17 protein-coding genes are annotated in these 15446 nt (G+C 38.7%); 3 read left to right on the forward strand and 14 right to left on the reverse strand.

The window, feature by feature from the left end; translation table 11 throughout:
• Positions 1-77 precede the first annotated feature (77 nt).
• The 11 genes from iscX to iscR form a co-directional block, all read right to left on the reverse strand.
• The gene (gene iscX, locus A6B41_RS06730) at positions 78-272 is read right to left on the reverse strand and encodes a Fe-S cluster assembly protein IscX (protein ID WP_006248391.1); all 195 of its coding nucleotides are present in this window, start codon (positions 270-272) and stop codon (positions 78-80) included.
• Positions 272-613: an ISC system 2Fe-2S type ferredoxin gene (gene fdx, locus A6B41_RS06735; protein WP_027074405.1), complete on the reverse strand. Its 342-nt coding sequence runs from the start codon at positions 611-613 to the stop codon at positions 272-274. The genes iscX and fdx overlap by 1 nt, the downstream gene beginning before the upstream one ends.
• 16 nt (positions 614-629) lie before the next feature.
• Positions 630-995 carry an Imm51 family immunity protein gene (locus A6B41_RS06740; RefSeq protein ID WP_027074404.1) on the reverse strand — a complete coding sequence of 122 codons (366 nt, stop codon included), beginning with the start codon at positions 993-995 and terminating at the stop codon, positions 630-632.
• A 9-nt stretch (positions 996-1004) separates the two neighbouring features.
• Positions 1005-2858 carry a Fe-S protein assembly chaperone HscA gene (hscA, locus tag A6B41_RS06745; protein ID WP_027074403.1) on the reverse strand — a complete coding sequence of 618 codons (1854 nt, stop codon included), beginning with the start codon at positions 2856-2858 and terminating at the stop codon, positions 1005-1007.
• Positions 2859-2938: 80 nt separating this feature from the next.
• On the reverse strand, positions 2939-3571 hold the full coding sequence (locus A6B41_RS06750; RefSeq protein WP_027074402.1) for a DUF2625 family protein: 633 nt from the start codon (positions 3569-3571) through the stop codon (positions 2939-2941).
• A 35-nt stretch (positions 3572-3606) separates the two neighbouring features.
• Positions 3607-4413, reverse strand: coding sequence for a glycosyltransferase family 8 protein (locus A6B41_RS06755; protein WP_032847423.1), 807 nt, complete (start codon positions 4411-4413; stop codon positions 3607-3609).
• A 24-nt stretch (positions 4414-4437) separates the two neighbouring features.
• Complete coding sequence (gene hscB, locus A6B41_RS06760; protein ID WP_027074400.1) at positions 4438-4959, reverse strand: Fe-S protein assembly co-chaperone HscB; 522 nt, start codon at positions 4957-4959, stop codon at positions 4438-4440.
• Positions 4960-4967: 8 nt separating this feature from the next.
• The gene (iscA, locus tag A6B41_RS06765) at positions 4968-5291 is read right to left on the reverse strand and encodes an iron-sulfur cluster assembly protein IscA (RefSeq protein WP_027074399.1); all 324 of its coding nucleotides are present in this window, start codon (positions 5289-5291) and stop codon (positions 4968-4970) included.
• A 102-nt stretch (positions 5292-5393) separates the two neighbouring features.
• Complete coding sequence (iscU, locus tag A6B41_RS06770) at positions 5394-5777, reverse strand: Fe-S cluster assembly scaffold IscU (RefSeq protein ID WP_027074398.1); 384 nt, start codon at positions 5775-5777, stop codon at positions 5394-5396.
• Between the two features lie 139 nt (positions 5778-5916).
• Positions 5917-7137: an IscS subfamily cysteine desulfurase gene (locus A6B41_RS06775; protein ID WP_027074397.1), complete on the reverse strand. Its 1221-nt coding sequence runs from the start codon at positions 7135-7137 to the stop codon at positions 5917-5919.
• 54 nt (positions 7138-7191) lie between these two features.
• On the reverse strand, positions 7192-7644 hold the full coding sequence (iscR, locus tag A6B41_RS06780) for a Fe-S cluster assembly transcriptional regulator IscR (RefSeq protein WP_027074396.1): 453 nt from the start codon (positions 7642-7644) through the stop codon (positions 7192-7194).
• Between the two features lie 353 nt (positions 7645-7997).
• On the opposite strand from iscR, the gene A6B41_RS06785 reads away from it, so the two are divergent.
• Together A6B41_RS06785 and A6B41_RS06790 are read left to right on the forward strand one after the other, a co-directional pair.
• Complete coding sequence (locus A6B41_RS06785; RefSeq protein ID WP_027074395.1) at positions 7998-9329, forward strand: porin; 1332 nt, start codon at positions 7998-8000, stop codon at positions 9327-9329.
• 62 nt (positions 9330-9391) lie between these two features.
• Positions 9392-9955 (forward strand): methylated-DNA--[protein]-cysteine S-methyltransferase, encoded by a 564-nt coding sequence (locus A6B41_RS06790; RefSeq protein WP_027074394.1) that lies wholly within the window; start codon positions 9392-9394, stop codon positions 9953-9955.
• A 37-nt stretch (positions 9956-9992) separates the two neighbouring features.
• On the opposite strand, the gene A6B41_RS06795 is transcribed toward A6B41_RS06790, so the two are convergent.
• The 3 genes from A6B41_RS06795 to A6B41_RS06805 form a co-directional block, all read right to left on the reverse strand.
• Complete coding sequence (locus tag A6B41_RS06795; protein ID WP_027074393.1) at positions 9993-11834, reverse strand: ATP-binding protein; 1842 nt, start codon at positions 11832-11834, stop codon at positions 9993-9995.
• Positions 11835-11889: 55 nt separating this feature from the next.
• Complete coding sequence (locus A6B41_RS06800; protein WP_027074392.1) at positions 11890-13443, reverse strand: subtype B tannase; 1554 nt, start codon at positions 13441-13443, stop codon at positions 11890-11892.
• Between the two features lie 148 nt (positions 13444-13591).
• Positions 13592-14455, reverse strand: a complete 864-nt coding sequence (locus A6B41_RS06805; protein WP_027074391.1) for a hypothetical protein — start codon at positions 14453-14455, stop codon at positions 13592-13594.
• Between the two features lie 218 nt (positions 14456-14673).
• Between A6B41_RS06805 and A6B41_RS06810 the strand changes: the two genes are divergently transcribed.
• Entirely contained in the window at positions 14674-15429 is a 756-nt protein-coding gene (locus tag A6B41_RS06810) for an alpha/beta hydrolase (protein ID WP_027074390.1), read from the forward strand.
• Positions 15430-15446: the final 17 nt, after the last annotated feature.

Below are 15446 nucleotides of genomic sequence, written 5' to 3' on the forward strand. Positions count from 1 at the left end.
AGGATTCATTTCTTAATGAATCCTCCCTTATTTAGATAGCAAAAAACCTAAAGTTTTTACTTTAGGTTTTTCGTTATTTACTCGTACTCTTCTAACCAAATGGTTAAAATCGCTTCTAAAATATGTTCGTTTGATGCTTCCGGATCATCATCGAAATCTTCCATTTCACAAATCCATTTGTGCATATCGGTAAAACGTACCGTAGTTGGATCTAAATCCGGATTCATATCATACAGATTTTCTGCGATCATTCGCGTATCAGTCCATTTCATTAGTGTGCAGCCTCATTTGCATGATTTAAGTTATATTTTGGAATTTCAACAACCAAGTCTTCAGTGCCTACAATACATTGGCAGCTTAAACGGCTGTCCATTTCTAAACCCCAAGCTTTGTCTAGCATATCTTCTTCTTGGTCGGTAGTGTCATTTAAAGAGTCAAATCCTTCACGAATTACAACGTGACAAGTGGTACAAGCACAAGAGCAGTCGCAAGCATGATGGATCTCTACTCCAGCTTCGTGTGCAACTTCTAATAAGTTATCACCTGCGTTAGCTTCAACAACCATACCTTCCGGGCAAAACTCTTCGTGTGGAAGAAAAACAATCTTTGGCATTTTAAGTTTCCTTTTACTAATCCCATTCAATATTCTCTAGATGTTCACCGATGAAGTTTAAAATTTCATCCTCATGCTCAACTAGATAAACAATAATATTTTTTAGCTCACGAGCTTTCTCTTTGCTTTTCTCTGAAAGCGGGTAAGTGGCATAATAACATCCTGCTTCAGGATCTTCTTCTAATAACTCCAATAGGCTTGGACAATAAATACTAAGGTAAGCTCTTAAAAATGCTGTCCAATTATAACCGTTCATATAAGCGACTTCATATTCAGCATTAATCCGCTCACCAAGTTCAAAAATACGGTTATCTTCTAAATCAAACTCCACCGCAACCGTTCTAAATTGCTCTGAAAGTTTAGTTTTTACATAATTAGACATAAAAATTCCTTATGCAAAATCATCCATTTTTTTACCAGATAATGCCTTTTGAATAGATAAATTCATTCTGCGTGCAGCAAACTCTTGGGTAGCTAAGTCTAAATCTTTGATACCTTGCTGAATAGCAAAGCGATCTGTGCCGGCTTTTAGCTCAATTAAACGAGCTAATTCTGCCTCAATTGCTTTAAATTCTTCAATACTGAGTACTTGCGAACCATCTTCTTTCAATGCAACCATCACACTATCAATAACACGATCTGCTTCAACTCGCTGTTCTACCAGCTGACGCGACTCCATATCGTCTTTCGCATTAAGCATAGACGATTTAATCATTTGAGTGATTTCTTCATCTGTTAGCCCATAAGACGGTTTAATTTGAATCGAAGCCTGCACTTTCGTAGATTTCTCCATAGCAGTTACATTCAACAAACCATCTGCATCTACTTGGTAAGTGACACGAACTTGTGCCACACCTGCCGCCATTGCCGGAATTCCTCGCAATGAAATCTTGCCTAATGAGCGACAATCTTCTACTAATTCACGTTCACCTTGTAGCACGTGGATAGTCATTGCTGTTTGCCCATCTTTTCCGGTAGTGAACTCTTGTGCTCGAGCAACCGGAATTGTGGTATTTCGTGGAATAATTTTTTCTACTAAACCACCCATTGTTTCAATACCTAATGAAAGTGGCACTACATCCAGCAACAACATATCCGCATCCGGCTTATTACCTACTAAAATATCAGCTTGTATTGCAGCCCCAATAGCTACCACTTTATCAGGATCAATAGATGTTAATGGCGTTTTACCAAAAAACTCACCAACACTTTCACGTACAAATGGAACGCGGGTTGATCCGCCTACCATTACTACTTCGCTTACTTCTTCAACTTCCACTCCGGCATCTTTTAATGCGCGACGGCAAGTGATTATAGAGCGTTTTACAAGCGGTTGAATTAACTCATTAAATTGCAAACGGCTGACTGTACCTGCCCAATTTGCAAAATTTACTTCAATTTCGACCGCTTGAGAAAGAGCTGTTTTTGTTTGAGTTGCAAGGGTCAATAACTCTCGCTGTTCATTCGCCGTTTGCGGTTTATAATTTGCTTGTTCGGCAATCCACTCAGCTAATAGATGGTCGAAATCATCCCCACCAAGTGCAGTATCGCCTGCAGTTGCAAGCACCTCAAACACACCTTTACGTAAGCGTAAAATGGATAAATCAAAAGTGCCGCCGCCTAAATCGTAAACGGCAATCACCCCTTCTTGTCCGCTGTCTAATCCATAAGCAATAGCTGCAGCTGTCGGTTCATTTAATAAACGTAATACATTTAACCCGGCTAGGCGTGCTGCGTCTTTTGTGCTTTGGCGTTGTGCATCATCAAAATAAGCCGGCACAGTAATCACTACACCAGATAGCTCACCACCTAAACGCTGTTCAGCAAACTGAGTCAAATAGCTTAAAATATCTGCAGAAACCTCAACCGGACTTTTATTACCTTGATTGGTTTTAATTAATGGCAAGCCATTTTCACTTGCAATAAATTGATAAGGAAGATTGCTATAACGTTGCTCTACATCCGCAAGTGAACGTCCGATTAAGCGTTTAGCTGAAATCACCGTATTTTGTGGGTCTAGTGCTGCTTTTGCAAAAGCATCAACTCCAACCGTTTTTTCTATTTCAGCATAATGCACCACAGACGGCACTAATGCTCTTTCTTTTTCATCTAGCAACACTTGAGGTTGTCCGCTACGAACCGTTGCCACTAATGAATTTGTTGTTCCTAAATCAATACCCACCGCTAATCTATGTTGATGTGGTGCTGTAGTTTGACCCGGTTCAGCAATTTGAAGTAATGCCATTGTATTTTTATCTCTCTAATTATAGCTCTCTCCCCTTGTGGGAGAGAGCAACCTACAAACAGCAGTTTATAGTATAAAAACTAAGCCACCGAATATCCCATATTCTCAGGGGCAAATACACCTTGGTAGTGGCGTTCTATCGGCACTGCAATTTTACTTTCTAAATCTAATATTTGATGACCTTGCAGTTTTGTAATATCAGCTTGCCAGTTTTCCCAGCGTAGTGCTTGGTAAAAAGCATTTAAATCACCCGATAATGCCCAGCCTAAAAATTCGGAATAACCTAAACTTAAACATTCCCATTGCTGCTTTTTGGGATGATGATAATAAATCTGCCCGACTTTATCACCAATGCCACCCGCATTAATCGCGAAATAGCCACCGATAGCATCATCTGCTACTAATAAGTGACTAGGTTGCTCACCTGACTGTTTAAAGGTTTTACCAAAATTCCAATCAAATAAACCACGTGGCAATTTTTCATTTCCCGAGCCTAAAATGCGTAACCAGCCATGGTCAATAAAAATCCCTCCGGTTTCATAAACAATTGCACCAAGAGGAGAACGGGTAGAAAGTTGCATGCCGATTAAAGCACTTCCCGCATATTCAGGATAACTTACTAAAATTTCGTAATGATTTTTCGCCTGTGCGAACCAATCTCTTAAAATTAACCAAGCGGATTGCTTATCTAATAATTCTTCTAAGCTTTTCATTGCATTCCAATCCTATCATAGGATACATAATATTATTAAGAAATGTGGCATTGAGTAATTTCAGACCAATCTAAAGAGTAATATTCCCAATACAATTCTCTTAATGGTAGCCCATATATTGGCTTCCAAGGTTTATTAGCTGTATTATAATGCACAATCAAAGGGATCTCGTTGTCTTTACGACGAATCAACTCTGTTTGATTTTGGTTTATATAATAAACTTCTGTACCGACTAAATAGTTAAAATTATTATCCAATTCTAGCCATCTGTCTTTAAAAAGCAGATTCAGAATACTTTGATCAGCATCCGGCACTTTATGAATTATTTCTTTTGAAAGTGATAGTGCCTGCCCAGATATTCCATATTCTTTCCACAAAGGCACATTAATTACCATAACACCGGCATTAAAACATTTTCCTCTGCCACCTATCTGAAGGCCAAGTTCATCAACACTTGCAGCAATATAGTTTTCACCAAGCTCTAAGTTAAAATATGGTTCAAGGGAGCCATTAACGACCAAATCATAATCCAGATATAAAGCTTTTTCTGACTTAACTATATCTGCAATAAAATAGCGGTAGAAAGTCGCCCCCGATTGAATATGTTGAAAAATTGGGAATTCTTTTAAAACATCCAAATCGACTTTTACATCTCTTATGCTACAACTACATTTTGATAATTTCTCATTGAGAGATGAAAACCACTCTTTAGGGAAATCCGGGTTCAATAAATAGAACTCAATATCTTGATTATAATAACAAATTGATTTAATCACACAAAGCAATTGGGATTCAACACGATAATCAGCAGCTAGAACGATTGTTTTTTGTTGCTTATTCATAATCCCTACTTAATGGTAATTTAATTATAAGCCTAAAAGTTTCTCTTCGACTCGCTCAATTTCCGTTAACAATTTTTTAGTGAAACGAAGCTTATCGCAAATGTCAAAGGCTTTTTGCCATTCTTGATTTGAAAGTGCAGTATCTAACTGTACCAAAATCTGTTTGTGTGTATTTTCAATTTCACTTTGGAAAGTGATCAGTTTTGTCTCATTTTTTGCAGATTCAATACTCTCCAAACTCTCACGCCATTCAAGTTGCTGCATTAAAAATGCCATATCCTTGGCACTTTGTTTTTCTAAATCTTTCTGCTCACCAGTATGGATATGAATAATTGCTTCAGCACGTAAAATCGGGTCTTTTAAGATATACAAAGCTTCATTAACATCTGCCGATTTTTGTACTGCAGCAAGCTGTTCTGCTTGAGAACAACTTGCAAAATTGTCTGGATGAAGCTGTTTTTGTAAAGCAAGATAACGCTCCGAAAGCCGGGCGTTATCAAGCTGAAACTGAACAGGCAAATCAAAAAGTGTAAATGGATTAAGCATTTTCATTCCTATACGCTGAAACTTTCACCACAACCACATTCATTTTTTACATTTGGGTTGTTGTATTTAAATCCTTCGTTTAAGCCTTCTTTTACATAGTCCAATTCAGTCCCACTTAAATAGACAAGACTTTTTTCATCCACAATCACTTTAACGCCATGTTGTTCGAATACTTTATCGTCTTCATTTAATGCATCTACAAATTCAAGTACATATGCCAATCCAGAGCAACCGGAGGTTTTTACTCCAAGCCTTAAACCAATCCCCTTCCCACGATTTTCAAGAAAAGTACGTACTCGGTTTGCAGCAGATTCAGTTAAGCTTATGCTCATTATTGTGTCCTTTATGAATGAATTAAATCAAGATAGAAAAACGAATGCAAGCGGTCTTTTTTGCTAAAAATTTTGCAAAATCGACCGCTTGCAAAGCATCAATTACTTCGCTTGCTTCTCTTTATAATCCGCAATCGCCGCTTTGATAGCATCTTCTGCTAAAATTGAGCAGTGTACTTTTACCGGCGGTAATTCCAGTTCTTCTGCAATATCGCTGTTTTTGATTGCACCGGCTTCATCTAAAGACTTACCTTTTACCCATTCGGTAATTAAAGAGCTTGATGCAATTGCAGAACCACAGCCATACGCTTTAAAGCGAGCATCTTCAATAATACCTTGCTCGTTCACTTTAATTTGTAAACGTAAGATATCACCACAAGCTGGTGCACCCACCATGCCTGTACCGATGTCTGAGGCTTCCTTGTCAAAGGTACCTACGTTACGAGGATTTTCGTAATGATCGATTACTTTCTCACTATATGCCATTTTTGTATTCCTTCTTAATATAATTCATTAATCCGTTCAGGGAAATTTTGCTTGTGATTACAAGACGTTTCGTTGAAAACAGTGTAAATGCACAGCGAAACAAAACAACACAGCAAGCACATAACAAAATTTTTCTGAATTAGTGGTGGTTCCACTCGATTTTAGATAAATCCACACCTTCCTTGAACATTTCCCAAAGTGGCGAAAGTTCGCGTAATTTCACAATCGCTTTTTTCACGATCTCAATTGTGTGATCAATTTCTTCTTCCGTTGTCCAACGACCTAATGTAAAACGAATTGAGCTGTGAGCTAATTCATCATCACGACCGATAGCGCGTAACACGTAAGATGGCTCTAAACTTGCCGAAGTACAAGCAGAACCGGATGAAACTGCGATATCACGCAATGACATCATTAAAGATTCACCTTCAACAAAGTTAAAGCTGATATTTAAGTTTGAACCCACGCGTTTACCTTCTTCCATTGAACCGTTCACATAAACTTCTTCAATATCTTTAAAGCCATTGTATAAACGGTCACGTAATACGGTTAAACGAGCCATCTCGCTTGCCATTTCTTCTTTCGCAATACGGTATGCTTCACCCATCCCCACAATTTGGTGAACAGGTAATGTACCTGAACGCATACCACGCTCATGACCACCACCGTGAATAATCGCTTCTAAACGCACACGTGGTTTACGGCAAACATATAAGCCACCGATACCTTTCGGTCCGTATAATTTATGGCTAGAGAAAGACATTAAATCTACATTTAATTCTTGTACATTTACCGGAATTTTACCTACAGATTGAGTTGCATCAACGTGGAAAATAATTTTTTTCGCACGGCAAATGGCACCAATCTCTTTAATCGGTTGAATCACACCCATTTCATTATTCACGTGCATGACAGAAATAACGATAGTATCTGGACGAATTGCCGCTTCTAATTTTGCCAGATCTAATAAACCATCTTCTTCAGGATCTAAGTAAGTTACCTCAAAACCTTCACGCTCTAACTGACGGCAAGTATCTAATACTGCTTTATGTTCGGTTTTAACGGTAATGATATGTTTACCTTTTGTTTGGTAGAAATGTGCAGCACCTTTAATAGCAAGATTGTCAGATTCAGTTGCACCTGAAGTGAATACGATTTCACGACTGTCTGCGCCGATAAGATCTGCAATTTGGTTACGAGCAACATCTACCGCTTCCTCTGCTTCCCAGCCAAATTTATGGGAACGAGAAGCCGGATTACCAAAGATGCCATCTTTGGTCATATATTCCATCATTTTTTTTGCAACACGCTCGTCCATTGGCGTAGTTGCTGCATAATCCAAATAAATTGGTAATTTCATTTTTACTCCTGATTAAAATAACCCAAGCGGTTATCTTTAATAAAAAATTTGCAATTAGTGATGATGAGGATGATCGTGACAATGCTCTTTTTCACAATCATGGTCAGCATGTTCCGCTGCCAAATCAGCAAGAGAAATCGTGCCTAAAAACTGTTCAATTTGCTCTTCTAATCGCTCCCACAAAGAATGAGTTAAACATTGAGAATCTTTACGGCAATTACCACTACCTTTACATTTAGTGACATCAATATTCTCATTAACAGCAGCAATAATCATTCCCACGCTAATGTCTTCAGGCTTCTTGCCTAATTGATAGCCACCACCTGGTCCTCGAACACTTTGCACAATACCATCACGGCGAAGCTGTGCAAAAAGTTGTTCTAAGTACGAAAGCGAAATAGCTTGACGATCCGAAATATCAGCTAAACTCACCGGCTCTGATTTTCCATGTAAAGCAATATCTAAAATGGCAGTTACTGCATAACGCCCTTTTGAGGTAAGTTTCATAAAATCTCCTCGTTGATTTTGTCCAGAAAATCGTCTGGAAGATGTGTTAAATTTTGATATACCCCACTAATTTAGTCAATCATTTACAACTAATTAGTGTGAAAGGTTTTATATATTAAAAAAGTCTGCATAAATTGTTATCAATTATACGAAATAAATAATAGAAATACCAAAATAAACTCTCATCCGATATAACAATTTGTTCATTTTTCACTCAACACTGATCGGAGCAGTAAGCTTTTTATTAAAATTTAATTGATAGCCTCACTCCATACCCCTAGAATCTGTGGGTTATTTTTTAACGTCTAATATTTTATATTAAAACTATTATTAATTATATTTGAGAGATTATTATGACAAAATTTTCTAAAACATTAGTGGCCTCATTAGTTGCATTAAGTTCTGTCGGTGCTCACGCGGCAGCATTCCAATTAGCTGAAATTTCGACTTCAGGCTTAGGTATGGCTTATGCAGGTAACGCAGCAGTAGCTGATAATGCTTCTGTAGTAGCAACTAACCCGGCATTAATGACTCTATTCAAACAAACCGAATTTTCTGCAGGCGGTATTGTAGTAAATGCAGATGTTGATGTTGATGGTAACTTAGGTGGCATATTTAAAGCTTCGCAAAAAAATATTATTCCAACCGCATTAGTTCCTAATTTATATATCGTTTCACCGGTTAACGATCGCTTTGCAGTGGGTGGTGGCATCAACGTAAACTACGGTTTAAAATCTCGTTTCAATCCGGATTTTAACGCTGGTATGTATGGTGGTAACACGCAACTACAATCAATTAACTTTAACGTAAGCGGAGCATATAAATTAGGTTACGGTTTCAGCGTGGGGGCAGGCTTAAATGCCATTTACTCTAAAGCGGAATTAATTCGTCATTTAGGGGTAGGCGGAAAAGTTTTAGCAAACCGCTTAAGCACTGTTGCACCAACAGCTGCAGCAACATTAGCACAATTGAAAAACGGCACCGAAATTGCTCGTTTAAGCGGTGATGAATGGAGCTTAGGTTGGAATGCCGGCTTACTTTATGAAATCAATGAAAGAAACCGTTTAGGTTTTGCTTATCACTCTGCCGTAAATGTGAAATTTAAAGGCCAATATTCTAATGCTTTCCCAGCTGTGTTCAATGCTTTATTAAGTAATCCTGTAATTGCAGCTCAATCCCCGATCAGTCAAGCAACCGGAGGAAAAGAAATTCCGGGACGTTTAAGCTTACACTTACCTGCTTACTGGGAAATCTCAGGTTATCATAAATTAACCGATAAATTAGCAATGCAATATAGCTATAAACGTACCGAATGGGAAAAATTCAAAGCCTTAACCGCTTATGGTGAGTCTGGCAATGTTCTACTTCACAAAGAAGAGAACTATAATGACTCTTCACGCGTAGCATTAGGTTTCTCTTATGATGTAAACGAAGCATTAACCTTACGTACAGGTATTGCTTATGACGAGACTGCAAGTGTAACCAGTCCGTCAATCTCAATTCCGGATACCGATCGTACTTGGTATAGCGTAGGTGCAACCTATCGTTTCAACCCGAACCTTTCTGCTGATTTTGGTTATGCTCACTTAAGAGGCTCAAAAAACCAATTTAAAGAAGGTAGCGCGGTATTTAATGTGAAATCACGTGCTAACCTATACGGTTTAAATGTAAATTATAAATTCTAATGTGAATGGAAACTAAAAGACGTGTAAACTTAGCTTACACGTCTTTTTTATAGGTATTTCAGATGACATCACAAATTTACTATGACTACTATCAAAGCCCTGTGGGCAGATTGCTTTTGCTTGCTCAAGCAGAGGGTTTAATTTATATTGAATTTGAACAAGAGCAACAAACTACCTCGTTGCAAAATTTCATCAAGGCAAGTGCTACAAGCGGTCAAATTTTTGAAATTTTTTGCAAAACTCATGAAATTTTAGACCGCTATTTTGCCGGAGAAAAACTGAATTTCAGCCAACTGGACTTTCTACATTTTATCGGGACCGATTTTCAAAAATCGGTGTGGACAATCTTAAGAACGATCCCCTACGGGCAAACCACCACTTATGGTGAAATTGCCGCCCAACTCGGCAAACCTAATGCAATGCGTGCTGTAGGTGGTGCGGTTGGACGTAACCCGATATCTATTTTAGTACCTTGCCACCGCGTGTTAGGGAGAAATCAATCTCTCACCGGCTTTGGAGGAGGTCTGCCGAATAAGCGTTTCTTGCTTAGGTTGGAAGGAATTAGTTATAAAAATCAAGGGATTGAATTTGTAAAACCTAAAACGAAGAAATGGGAAAAGCGATAAAAAAGCCTGATTAATTGCAATTAATCAGGCTTTGTTTTTAGTGACTACTCACAAATTCTTTCGCCTCTTGCAAATCTGCTTGCCATTGTGCATAAATTTGCTCGGCCCATCTCTCAATATGGGCTTCCCACATATCTCCATTATCGGTTTGAGCCAGCTGTGCTACTTGTTGTAGCTTATGCAAACCAACCGAAGCTAACGCACCTTTGATTTTATGAGCTTCTTCAGCGGCTAATTTACGATATTCGGCTGAAGGAGCCATCTTCCAATCTGCAATATAGCGACGTAAATTTTCCTGATAGCTTGGCATTAGGTTCGCAAACAGCTCCATATTTGCCAGCACAGCCTCCTTGCCCATTACCTCAATTAATTCCTTTAATATTCGGGTGCTATAACATAAATCGGGATTTTCATCGCTTACAAGCGGTCGTTTTTCATCAGAATCTTGCATAAAGCTATGATCAAAATAGTGATTCAAACAATTTGCCAGCTCCTCCAAAGAGAGCGGTTTGCGTAGCACATCATCCATTCCCTGCATTTGGTAATCTTTTTTGGTTTGAATCACGTTGGCAGTCAAAGCAATCAAGATCGGTAAATAATCAATTTCTTCATTTTCATAGCGATTTCTAAGAGTTTGAGCTATCTCAAATCCACTAATATCAGGCAGTTGAATGTCTAATAAAATCAGGTCATAACTGTGTTGCTCAAAGAGTTCAAAGGCTTCTTCGCCCGTCATCGCCACATCTACATCACAACCAAACTTTTGCAACATTACTCGTGCGATCACCACATTCATTTCAATATCTTCAACCAGCAATACCTTCAAGGCATGGTTTTGAATTTCCAAAGTTGGTTTAGTTTCCGCACTATCTGCATGAACGGTTAGGGTGAAAGTCGAACCTTGATGCTCTTTACTTGCCACAACCAAATCACCTCCCATTAATTTCGCGATCCGCTTAGCAACCGACAGCCCAATGCCGCTACCTTGCGCTTTTTTCTCTTTAGAGTTTTCCGCTTGATAGAACATATCAAAAATTTTGCGTTGATCTTTTTCAGGGATACCAATGCCGGAATCCGTTAAACTAAAACTAAACTGCTCTTTGCCTAATTGGCAAATTTCTAAGGAAATTTGACCGCTTGTTGGCGTAAACTTCACTGCATTGCTGATTAAATTCCACAAAATTTGATTAAGACGGGCGTGGTCGATGTAGATATATTTCGGTAAATTCGGTGGATAATTCAGCTCAAACTGAATATTTTTCTCACCCGCCATAAACTCGGCAAAGTTAGCAATATCATTAATTAGCTGCTGAAATTCCACCTCTTTGCGGAAAAGCTCAATACGGCTGCTGTCGATTTTTTCCAAATCAATAATATCGCCAAAAATATGGGCAAGTGCGATGGCACTCATATTAATGGTTTTTAGATATTCATACTGTTTTTCGTTTGGTTCATCATCCAGCAAAATTTGGCTTAAGCCGATAATACCGTTAAGCGGCGTGCGTAATTCGTGGCTAATAGTTGCCATTAAAATGGTTTTATCACGGTTATTTTTTTCTAATTTCGCATTCAAATAGGCATCCTGCTCACGAAGTTCTTCTAAATCAAGCACAACTTTTTCCAACTTCAAGCGAGAGCGCTCTAATTTCTCCACCAACAAGGTAAAGAAATACAACACAAATGGAGCAGAAATCAACCCAAAAGCAATGGAACGTAAAATATCCATCACCACAATTTGTCCGATAAACAAATAAGTTAGCGCACTTTGAATTAAAATGGCAGAAATTGCCACTACAAAAAAGCCTAAAATAGTTGCTTTCAGCCGTCCTAATCTGAGTACCCAGTTCACATATCTTTGACTAAATTTTTTAACTTGCATACATTCATTCCATCTATAAAAAAGGCAGATCTCGTGTTATCTGCCTTATTTTAACCTACTCTTTTTTGCCTTTGATAATTCCATCTGCCCATTGGAACAGTTCGTTTAAATCATAATCACCTTTATGCCCTATACCCCACGGAGTTTCATAACTCACATTTTTACCTGCCATTTGCAATTTAATTGCTAAAATGGCAGAAATGGCGTGGGAAGTGTCCCTGTCTTCCATGCCAACACGAATGCGCCAATGCTCTGCCGCATTTGGGTTATCCAGATAGTGCATTGGGTTCATTAGCTTTACAATTTGTGGCTCGGCAATATTCGCCTCCTTATTTGTACCGTTTTCCTGCCCGAATAAGGTGAAATGGCGATTATTTTCCGTTACCGAACCAAATAAATTATTTTCCGCTGAACCGGCATTTAACGCATCAAATGCAGTGGGGGATTTCATACGTTTTGCCGAAAAAATATAGCCGAACCAATCCAAATCAGTGATTTTTCCTTTTTCAAAAGATAACCAATTGATTTCCTGAAAGGCTTTCTGTGCTTCATTGTTTTCTGATAATTGAGCATAAGCCTGATTTGCAGATTTCTTCATTATATCCGCCAAATAATCCTTAAACGTGCCTTTCCCTTGTGAATCTAAGGTAAGCGGATTACCCTTTTCATCGGTTAAATGCAAGCTGTTTAAATAAGTAGGGAAACGTGTCGCCAATTCATTGGAGAGTTTAATCTCCTGTTCATTCAACGCACCTTCTATTTTTGGCAGTGGTTTTGAACGATCATTGTATTCTGCTGAATTCAACTTGCTCAAGTCAATCCGGCTATACTCATTTACGCCGTTAAATTGCCACTCATAGGCAATATCCGCATTTTCAAGATTGGTAATCGGGCAATACGCAGATACGGCAAAAATTTTATCGCTTGCCTTTAACGCCCCGATTTCTTGGAAATAAGGCTCATAATCGAAATGATCCGCTGAAGCCCCTAATAAAGCCGACACCGCTCCACCGGCACTGGTGCCGTTTGAGATAATTTTATTGGCATCACCCGGCATTTGCTCATCATTGGCGTGCAAATAACGCACCGCTGATTTTAAATCTACAATCACTGCCGGGGCTTTACCGATATATTTGCCGTCTTTTTGCAGCGTTCTGCCTCTCGCCCCAACACTTGCAACCACATACCCCTTAGACAGCGCAACCAAAATTGCACTTTCCTCATCATTACGCCCTTTCTGTTCATAAGTTGCCGCTTTTGCCGGCATATAACCACCTATAGAATTGGGTAAGAAAATCGGGGCGGTATCAGCCTTATAGCCATTAATTTCACCATTGTTAAAATAGGCCTCCGGCACATAAAAGTTAATGGTTTGATATTCCGGCTCAAGCGGCTTAGCCACATATACAATATGCTCAAAGGCACGGAACCGAATTTTCTCACCTTTAACTTCAGACTCAACCGAGCGATAATTTTGATCGTTAAACACTAAATCATAACCTGATTCGATTTGGTTATAAAAAGGCGGCTTTTCGGTCGGTGTTTGCGCAACAGTTTGAGTAGCAAAAGTGGTCGCCAAAATGGCGATGGATAAGGCTTTCAGTTTCATTATTTGATCCTTGATTGAATATCGTCCCGATAAAGGTTACAAGCGGTAAGATTTTTTCCGAATTTTACACTATTTTTATATAAAGGGGAGATGATGTTGAGAAGAGATATAAAATAAAGGCATTTGCCAAAGACAAATGCCGGTTAAATTAACGCCAGTAGAATAGACAGATAATGGCAATAATCGCAATCGCTACCCCGAGGTAATTCACGCGGTGGATTTTTTCTTTAAAGAAAAATGCGCCAATAAAAGTGCCTAAGCAAATCACGCCTAAGTTCATGCCGGTAAAGACCAGAGTTGGGTCGTCTTTCATCGCTTGGTGGGCTTGAATGTAGAATAAAATATTACCGAAATTCAGCACTCCCAGTAATAATCCTGTTAAAACACTCGGCACGTGCCATTGGGTGCGTTTTAGCAGTAAATAGATAAACATAAAGCAGCCGGCGCCGATAAAGGCAATCGCTAATGTGACCGGAAACGCTGAGCCGGATTTCGCTATTTGTTTAAATAAAATATCGTTCACGCCATAGCCAACCCAAACCAGAGCAAGGCTGATAATCGCAATTTTACCGCCTTTTTCCATGCCTTGATTACCCTTCCATAATAAGCAGCCTAAGGCAATAAAGGCTAATAGTAACGCAATTAATTTATTATGGGTAACTTGTTCGCCAAAAATGGTAAAAGCAGCCAAAATCGGTAGGAATAATGATAAACGTTGTGCCGCATCAGTACGGATAATACCCGCAAATTCTAGGGCTTTTGCTTGTACCAAGAAAATAGTCGGCAAAGTAATACTTAAAATCACAAAAATATAGGCAGAAGGGTTATTCGCCATAATATCTGTAATTGATTGTCCTTGAAAATCTGGCTTGAGTAGTAAAAAAGTAAGGGTTGTTGTGATGATATAATTCACCGCAATACTTTGGTCAATTCTAATCCCTCTTTGACGGGCAAATTTAATCAACACACCGACAGTTACGCTACATAAAATAGCGAAAACAAGTTGTAACATTTCATTTCTCCTTTTGAAAATGGAGTGCGTATTCTATAAACATGCCTAAAACTTGGCTAGTAGCAAGCGGTAAAATTTTGTGGAAAATTTGCAATTAAATCCGCTGATCCGACCGCTTGTACTTAAAAAATGCTAGAATAGCTGGAATTTTTACCTCAATATTCGGAATCCGACTCCTCTTGAGTAAAAGAGGAAGATCTTACTGCACGAGCATAAAAATGGAAAAATTATTCGATATTAACGAACAAGGGTTTAGTGTTCGTTGTAAATTATTTTATGAAAAAGACTTGAATGCCATTGATAATATAGTGGTTATTCTACACGGTTTCGGCTCATCAAAAGAGTTAAAATCAAACACTAAATTCGGTGAGCGTTTAACTTCAAAATATAAAGGTTATGCGGCAATTGCCTTTGATTTCCCTTGCCACGGGGCGGACGCCCGAAAAAAATTATCGGTGGCGGAGTGTCAGGCTTATCTTCAACTTGTGATCGATTACGTACACAATACCCTCAATGTCCAAAATATCTATGCCTACGGCACCAGTTTCGGTGGTTATTTAACGTTAAAATATATCGCTGAGAACGGCAATCCGTTTCGTAAAATCGTGTTGCGTTCGCCTGCGGTGCAAATTTACTATTCATTGATGAACAGAATGAGTGAAGAGGAGCGTCAAAAACTGGCAAAAGGTAAAGAAATTTTGTGGGGGTTTGATCGCCAAATGAAAATCAGCAAAGCATTTTTTGATGAGTTGAAAGCAGGCGATATTTTCCAAAATGATTATCTGGATGTGGCAGATAACATTCTTATTTTGCACGGTACGGAAGATGAAATGGTACCGTTAAGCGTTTCACAGCAGTTTGCAGAAAATAATGTGATCGAATTACTGCCTGTTGAAGGAGCAGATCACGCTTTTTCTAATCCGAAATTAATGGATGTCGCGATTGGTAAAATTGTAGAATTTTTAGCACCATAAAAAACCTCATACACGCT

This window comes from Mannheimia granulomatis (assembly GCF_013377255.1).
Lineage (GTDB): Bacteria > Pseudomonadota > Gammaproteobacteria > Enterobacterales > Pasteurellaceae > Mannheimia > Mannheimia granulomatis.

Coding starts and splice junctions, on each gene's coding strand:
- iscX (WP_006248391.1), bottom strand. CDS start 272: ATGAAATGGACTGATACGCGAATGATCGCAGAAAATCTGTATGATATG.
- fdx (WP_027074405.1), bottom strand. CDS start 613: ATGCCAAAGATTGTTTTTCTTCCACACGAAGAGTTTTGCCCGGAAGGT.
- A6B41_RS06740 (WP_027074404.1), bottom strand. CDS start 995: ATGTCTAATTATGTAAAAACTAAACTTTCAGAGCAATTTAGAACGGTT.
- hscA (WP_027074403.1), bottom strand. CDS start 2,858: ATGGCATTACTTCAAATTGCTGAACCGGGTCAAACTACAGCACCACAT.
- A6B41_RS06750 (WP_027074402.1), bottom strand. CDS start 3,571: ATGAAAAGCTTAGAAGAATTATTAGATAAGCAATCCGCTTGGTTAATT.
- A6B41_RS06755 (WP_032847423.1), bottom strand. CDS start 4,413: ATGAATAAGCAACAAAAAACAATCGTTCTAGCTGCTGATTATCGTGTT.
- hscB (WP_027074400.1), bottom strand. CDS start 4,959: ATGCTTAATCCATTTACACTTTTTGATTTGCCTGTTCAGTTTCAGCTT.
- iscA (WP_027074399.1), bottom strand. CDS start 5,291: ATGAGCATAAGCTTAACTGAATCTGCTGCAAACCGAGTACGTACTTTT.
- iscU (WP_027074398.1), bottom strand. CDS start 5,777: ATGGCATATAGTGAGAAAGTAATCGATCATTACGAAAATCCTCGTAAC.
- A6B41_RS06775 (WP_027074397.1), bottom strand. CDS start 7,137: ATGAAATTACCAATTTATTTGGATTATGCAGCAACTACGCCAATGGAC.
- iscR (WP_027074396.1), bottom strand. CDS start 7,644: ATGAAACTTACCTCAAAAGGGCGTTATGCAGTAACTGCCATTTTAGAT.
- A6B41_RS06785 (WP_027074395.1), top strand. CDS start 7,998: ATGACAAAATTTTCTAAAACATTAGTGGCCTCATTAGTTGCATTAAGT.
- A6B41_RS06790 (WP_027074394.1), top strand. CDS start 9,392: ATGACATCACAAATTTACTATGACTACTATCAAAGCCCTGTGGGCAGA.
- A6B41_RS06795 (WP_027074393.1), bottom strand. CDS start 11,834: ATGCAAGTTAAAAAATTTAGTCAAAGATATGTGAACTGGGTACTCAGA.
- A6B41_RS06800 (WP_027074392.1), bottom strand. CDS start 13,443: ATGAAACTGAAAGCCTTATCCATCGCCATTTTGGCGACCACTTTTGCT.
- A6B41_RS06805 (WP_027074391.1), bottom strand. CDS start 14,455: ATGTTACAACTTGTTTTCGCTATTTTATGTAGCGTAACTGTCGGTGTG.
- A6B41_RS06810 (WP_027074390.1), top strand. CDS start 14,674: ATGGAAAAATTATTCGATATTAACGAACAAGGGTTTAGTGTTCGTTGT.